This is a genomic window from Pseudonocardia hispaniensis (assembly GCF_042658695.1).
GTDB lineage: Bacteria > Actinomycetota > Actinomycetes > Mycobacteriales > Pseudonocardiaceae > Pseudonocardia > Pseudonocardia hispaniensis.
Genome location: NZ_JBHSQW010000016.1, coordinates 1 through 5,719, shown reverse-complemented (window position 1 = coordinate 5,719; position 5,719 = coordinate 1). Strand labels below are relative to the sequence as shown.

The 5,719-nt window shown below is 71.7% G+C and carries 6 protein-coding genes and 2 pseudogenes; 3 read left to right on the top strand and 5 right to left on the bottom strand.

The genetic code is table 11. The annotated features are described in order from the left end of the window. The 3 genes from ACFQE5_RS08000 to ACFQE5_RS07990 all read right to left on the bottom strand — a co-directional run. Positions 1 to 887, bottom strand: an 887-nt coding sequence (locus ACFQE5_RS08000; protein ID WP_379584191.1) for a glycoside hydrolase family 16 protein, incomplete at its 3' end; no start/stop codon positions are given. A gap of 288 nt (positions 888 to 1,175) precedes the next feature. After that, positions 1,176 to 1,484, bottom strand: a complete 309-nt coding sequence (locus ACFQE5_RS07995) for an AzlD domain-containing protein (protein WP_379584190.1) — start codon at positions 1,482 to 1,484, stop codon at positions 1,176 to 1,178. Further along, complete coding sequence (locus ACFQE5_RS07990) at positions 1,481 to 2,173, bottom strand: AzlC family ABC transporter permease (protein WP_379584189.1); 693 nt, start codon at positions 2,171 to 2,173, stop codon at positions 1,481 to 1,483. The genes ACFQE5_RS07995 and ACFQE5_RS07990 overlap by 4 nt, the downstream gene beginning before the upstream one ends. A 53-nt stretch (positions 2,174 to 2,226) precedes the next feature. On the opposite strand from ACFQE5_RS07990, the gene ACFQE5_RS07985 reads away from it, so the two are divergent. Continuing rightward, positions 2,227 to 2,781, top strand: a complete 555-nt coding sequence (locus ACFQE5_RS07985) for a helix-turn-helix domain-containing protein (protein ID WP_379584188.1) — start codon at positions 2,227 to 2,229, stop codon at positions 2,779 to 2,781. Positions 2,782 to 2,856: 75 nt separating this feature from the next. On the opposite strand, the gene ACFQE5_RS07980 is transcribed toward ACFQE5_RS07985, so the two are convergent. Continuing rightward, complete coding sequence (locus ACFQE5_RS07980; protein ID WP_379584187.1) at positions 2,857 to 3,717, bottom strand: glycoside hydrolase family 16 protein; 861 nt, start codon at positions 3,715 to 3,717, stop codon at positions 2,857 to 2,859. Between the two features lie 85 nt (positions 3,718 to 3,802). On the opposite strand from ACFQE5_RS07980, the gene ACFQE5_RS07975 reads away from it, so the two are divergent. Beyond that, positions 3,803 to 4,594 (top strand): hypothetical protein, encoded by a 792-nt coding sequence (locus ACFQE5_RS07975; protein WP_379584186.1) that lies wholly within the window; start codon positions 3,803 to 3,805, stop codon positions 4,592 to 4,594. Positions 4,595 to 4,834: 240 nt separating this feature from the next. Then, positions 4,835 to 5,428, top strand: a pseudogene (locus tag ACFQE5_RS07970) (IS982 family transposase); the annotation flags it as partial. 185 nt (positions 5,429 to 5,613) lie between these two features. Here the strand turns inward: ACFQE5_RS07970 and ACFQE5_RS07965 are convergent. Continuing rightward, positions 5,614 to 5,719, bottom strand: a pseudogene (locus tag ACFQE5_RS07965) (pyridoxal 5'-phosphate synthase lyase subunit PdxS); the annotation flags it as partial.

Sequence of the window (5,719 nt, the reverse complement as noted above, 5' to 3'; positions counted from 1 at the left end):
GTCACCGGCGGCGGAGTCGTCGGCGGCACCGTGGTCACCGGCGGCGCAGTCGTCGGCGGCACCGTGGTCACCGGCGGCGCAGTCGTCGGCGGCACCGTAGTCACCGGCGGCGCAGTCGTCGGCGGCACCGTGGTCACCGGCGGCGCGGCGGTCGGACGCAGCGGATACTGCTTGACCCAGTCGACCTCCATCCGCGACTCGGTCACCGGTCCCCCCTTCGGAAACCAGTCCAGCTGGATGCACAGGTGCATCGGACCGGGCGGCAGGATCGAGCGGTCGGTGATCCGCCACCACTCGCGGCCGTCGACGAACATGACGATGTGGTCCGGGGTCCACTCGACCGCCCAGTTGTGCCACTGCGTGCCGTCCACCCGGACCGAGTTGGAGACCTGCGAGTTCTGCGGGCCGAAGTGCAGGAAACCGTGGACGAGCTGGCGGGTCGGTTCCATCATCTCCATGAAGTCGACCTCGCCGCCGACCGGGAAGTTCTCGGCGTCCGGCCACAACAGCAGCAACGCGTTGTAGGACCGGTCGCCCACCGGGACCCGGACCCGGCCCTCCCAGCGGCCGTACTTCTGGCCCGGTTCCCAGGCCATCCCGGCGGTGGTGCCCGCCGAGTTCCCCGTGATCGTCAAGATGCCGTCGCGCACGGTCACCGCGCTCGGGCTGCGTCGTCCGTTGCCGGCGTGGCCGGGTCCGTCGTAGACGTGCCAGTTCGGGCCGAGCGGACCGCTGAACTCCTCCGTTCGCGACGGAGCTCCCCATCCATACCGAACGGCCGCGCTCGTCTCCGCTCCGGCCGACCGGGCGGCGGTCCCCGGCTCCTCTGCGGCGACGGCCGCCGTCGATCCGGCCAGCATTGCCAGCACCGTCACGGTGCCTACCACGGCGATCCGCCGCATGAAGCCCCCATCCCGTTGATCAAGCGTTAACGATCAACGAGGCTATCCACCGTCCGTCCACAGTGGATCCGCCATTCGGATGGCATGCACACTTTCATCAAGATCACAACCGCTTTCGCTCAAACAGCGCAACTGTGCCGCTTACCGGTCGAAACCCAGAGTCAAGCGGCACTTCTTCCGCGCTAAGCGGTTGGCGATCACTCTAAGGGGCAGTGCCGGGTTCGTCCACATGAGCGTCGAGAACCACACTCTGCTCCACCCCGGATGTCCCGGTCAGGGAACCCCGAGCGCACGCAGTCCCGCGGTGGTGGCCGCCGCCAGCAGCACAACGATCACGAATGGCACCTTCCGCCAGGCGGCGAGCGCGCCGACGGCGACGCCGGCCGGCCGGGCCCAACCGGCGAACGCGCCCGGCCCGGTGAGCGCGGCCGTCGCCACGAGCGCGACGAGCAGGGCCGTCGCGCTCAGGTCGAGGTAGCGCTCCACTCGTTCGGGCATCTCGACCCGGTTGCGCAACACGAGTCCGCCCAGGCGCAGCAGGTACGTACCGGCGGCGAGGGCCAGGACCGCCTCCCATGTCACCGCGACTGTCCTCCGGACATCCCCCGTCCCACGGGCAGGAGCACCAGGCCGGCGAGGCCGGCGAGCACCGGTAGCCCGGCGGGCAGGAACGGGGAGGCGGCGAGCGCGGTGACCGCGGCACCGAGTCCGACGCGCCGGGCGTCGGGACGGCGCAGCGCGGGCAGCAGCAGCGCGAGCAGACCCGCCGGGAACGCGGCGTCCACCCCGAAGGCCGCCGGGTCCGGTACCGCAGACCCGGCGAGCACGCCGAGGACCGTGCCCACGTTCCAGAACACGAACGCCAGCGCTCCGCACAGCCAGTAGCCGGCCCGGGAGCGCGGACCACCACCGCGCGAGCGGGCGAAGGCCACCGACTCGTCGATCATCAGATGGGCCCCCAGCAACCGGACGGGCCACCGGTCGGCCACGATATCGCCCATCGCGAGTCCGAACGGCAGGTGCCGCGCGTTGAGCAGCAGTCCGGCCGCGGCCGCGGCGACCGCGCCGCCGCCCCCGGCGACGATGGCCACCATGAGGAACTGTGACCCGCCGGCGAAGACCAAGGTCGACATGGCGAGCGTGAGCGCGACCGGGATGCGCGCCGCCGCGGCCAGTGCTCCGAACGATGCGCCGACCACCCCGATGGCCGCCGCGAGGGCGAGGGCGTCGCGCATGTCCTCACGAGTAAGTGTTCGGTAGAACGAACGCACGTACTCTAGGCTGAACACCACGCTGGCATTCGTCAAACCCGGCGAGGAGAGGGATGGACCGGACGAGCCCTGTGCAGACGATCGCGATCGCGCTGCGGCGCGAACGGGACCGGCTCGGGGTGTCGCTGGCGGAGCTGGCCCGCCGGGCGGGCATCGCGAAGTCGACGCTGTCACAGCTCGAGGCGGCGGCGGGCAACCCCAGCGTGGAGACGCTGTGGGCGTTGGCGGTCGCGCTCGACGTCCCGTTCAGCCGGCTCGTCGACCCGCCCACCCGGCCGGTCCGGGTCATCCGGTCGGGCGAGGGACATGCCATCGCGTCCAACCAGGCTCGCTTCACCAGCACACTGCTGGCGGCCTGCCCCCCGGGTGCCCGTCGCGACCTGCATGTCATCACCGGGGAACCGGGCACACCCCGCAGGGCGCACGCGCACCTTCGCGGGACCATCGAGCACCTGCTCGTGACGGCCGGTCGCTGGCAGGCCGGACCGGAGGGCGAGGAGGTCGAGCTCGGCCCCGGAGACTACGTCTGCTTCCCCGGTGATCAGCCGCACCGCTACGTGGCGCTGGAGCCGGGCGCCGCAGCGGTGCTGATCATGGAGTACGTCTGACCGGGCCGGTCTCGTCGCCGTTCGAGCGTCGCGAGAGCCACCGGGGCGCCGCGCCGCCAGCGGCCGGACCGGCGCTCAGTCCCGGGGGGCGGACACCGCGTGCGGCACGAGCCCACCACCCCCGTGACCTTCGGTGACGCGGCGCTGGATGGCACCGGGATCGGCGCCGCCGTCCCGGACCGCCTCACCGATGTCGTCGGTCGCGTCCTCGGTCAGCTCGTGCGGGTCCAGCGAGTACTGCTTGACCCAGTCGACCTGCATGATCGACTTTTGGACGCTCCCTCCCCCGGGGAACCAGTCGAGCTGGATGCACAGGTGCATCGGGCCTGGCGGCAGAACGTGCATGTCGGTGGTGCGCCACCATTCCCTACCGTCGATGAACGCCGCGATATGGGTCGGGGTCCACTCGACCGCCCAGTTGTGCCACTGCGTCGCGTCGATCTGCACCGAACCGCTGACCTGGGAGTTGTTCGCGCCGTAGTGGACGAAGATGTGGGTCTTCTGACGCGTGTGATCCATCATCTCCATGAAGTCGATCTCACCGCCGACCGGGAAGTTCTCCGCATCCGGCCACAGCAGCAGCAGCGCGTTGTACGACGGGTCGCTGGCGGGCGCCCGCACCCGGCCCTCCCAGCGGCCGTACTTCTGGCCCGGATTCCACGCCATGCCCGCGGTGTTGCCGTGCTCGTCACCCGTGATGGTCAGGATCCCGTTCGCGACGCCGACCGCCTCGGGGGTTCGTCGCCCGTTGCCGGCGTGGCCGGGGCCGTCGTAGACCTCCCAGGCCTCGGACAGCTCCGTGCCGTTGAACTCGTCGACGCGGTTGGGCGTACCCCAATTCCGGATCGCCGCCGCGCTCGTCTCCTGTCCCGCCGACTGACCCGCCGGAGCGCACGGATCGGCCGGAAGCTCGGTGGGCGGCGGGAGCGGGGACACCGGCGGGATCGACGGCGCTGGCACGGCCGATGGGGCCGACGGCGGCGTGGGCGTGGCCACCGGGGGAACCGCAGGAACGGGTCGCGTGGTCGGGACAGGCGCCGGCTCGGGCACGGTCGGGGATGGCGCGAGCGCCGCGGCCGGCGCACTGGAGGTTGCCGCCGGCGTGGCCGGGACCAGGGCCGATGGCGTCGGTGGGGCGGGGCTGGCTCCCGGGGTCGACGCAGCCGCCGGTGGTGACGGGGGGGTGCTCGATGGCGGAACCACCGCCGACGCGACCACCGCCGAGGTCGTCGGCGCTGCCGCCCGGGTGGGCGGGGTCGGCGCTGCCGCCCGGGTGGGCGGGGTCGGCGCGGGCCCGGTGGCGGCGACGGACGCCGCCGTGGTTGTGGCCGCCGGAGCGGAGGTGGCCAACGGGACCGACGCCGCCGCGAGGGCCGCGGGGGCCGTCGGGGCCGCTGGAACAGGCGTCGGGGCAGGCACGGGCGGGGAGGGACGAGCGGCGAGCCCCGGGGTGGGTACGGCGGACGTGGCCGGTGGCGGCAAGGCCGGCGAGGTGACCGGCGGGGCGGTTCGCGGTCCAGTGGGCGGCACCGTCGGTAGCACCGTGGGCGGCACCGTCGGTGGCACCGTCGGCGAGACGCTCGACGGCACACAATCCGCCGGGGGTGGCGGCGCCGCCGGTTGCGCGAGAGCCAGCATGGAACCGGCGAGCACCGTTGTGGCAACGATGGCCCCGATCGTCACGGAACGTCTCATCGGTCCCCTCCGCCACGTGAGTCACAGCTGTCGCGGCGGAGACTATGTCCGAGCGGTCACGAACATCGGCGATTACACCGAACCGTGTGATCACCCGATCCCCATCAGTGCTACGTAGCGCTGTTGCTATTGCGGTGCGTCCGCGACGACTGGCACTTTTGGTCCGTCGAGTGGCGAGACGAGTAGCTGAGCGGACATCAGGCGCCCCGAACGGCTGATGATCGCTCCGCTCCCGCGGTCAGGCGCACGGGTGCCCCAGGATCGGCCGGACGTCGGCGGTGCGGTGTGGCGCTCGCTGAACGTGGTGGAGGGTGCCCAAGATCAGCGTTGCTTACCGGGCGAAGAGCAGGAGGCTCTCGTGGACGCTGACGTGGACACCCTTGCGACGGCACTCTCTGTGCGAACCGATGATCTGCTGAAGGTCTCGCCCGAACGGGTTCCGTGGTAGCCGGGGATCGGGTTCACCCCGAAGATCGGTGATGCCGAACTGATCACGCTGGTGGTGCTGCAGGCCCTGCTCGGGCACACCAGCGAGGCGCGCTGGCTGCGCTACACCCGCTGCCACCTGCGGCATCTGTTCCCGTACGTGCCCAAGCAGCCTGGCTACAACAAACGGCTGCGGCGACTGGGCGCCACGATCGGCTGGCTGGTCGGGATGCTGGCGCGGAACACCACCCTGTGGACCGACGACGCCTGGGTGGCCGACTCGACCCCGGTGAAGTGCGCCCGCTCCCGCGAGGCGGTCCGACGCTCGGACCTGGCCGGGTGGGCCGAGTACGGCTACTGCGCCAGCCACTCCCGCTTCCGCTGGGGCCTGCGGCTGCACCTGCTGGGCACGCTGCACGGGCTGCCGGTCGGGTTCGCCCTCACCGGCGCGAAGGCCGACGAACGGCACCCCCTTCTGGGAATCTTCGAAACCGACCCCGAGCCGACCGTCGGACGGTCCGGCAGATCCTGATCGCGGGCCGCGACCAACGACCCGCACCGGCCAGCCGATCAAGCGATCACTGCTGGCCTGTGACCACTGAGCCCTTGGAATCGATCATCCAGGTCGCCCCGTGGCGCGTCGCCCGCTCGGACACCGGAGCCCCCACCGCGCGGGCACTCACACCGGGGAGGTGTCCCGGATCGTCGAGCTCACCAGCCGCGGCCGGCGTACCGCTGCTCCGCGGGAAGGTCCGGAATGTTGATCCCGACCATCGGCTCCCCCAACCCCCGCGACACCTTCGCCAACACATCCGGA

Excerpts from the sequence above, each read along its gene's own strand:
- ACFQE5_RS07985 (WP_379584188.1), top strand. The coding sequence starts at position 2,227 with ATGGACCGGACGAGCCCTGTGCAGACGATCGCGATCGCGCTGCGGCGC.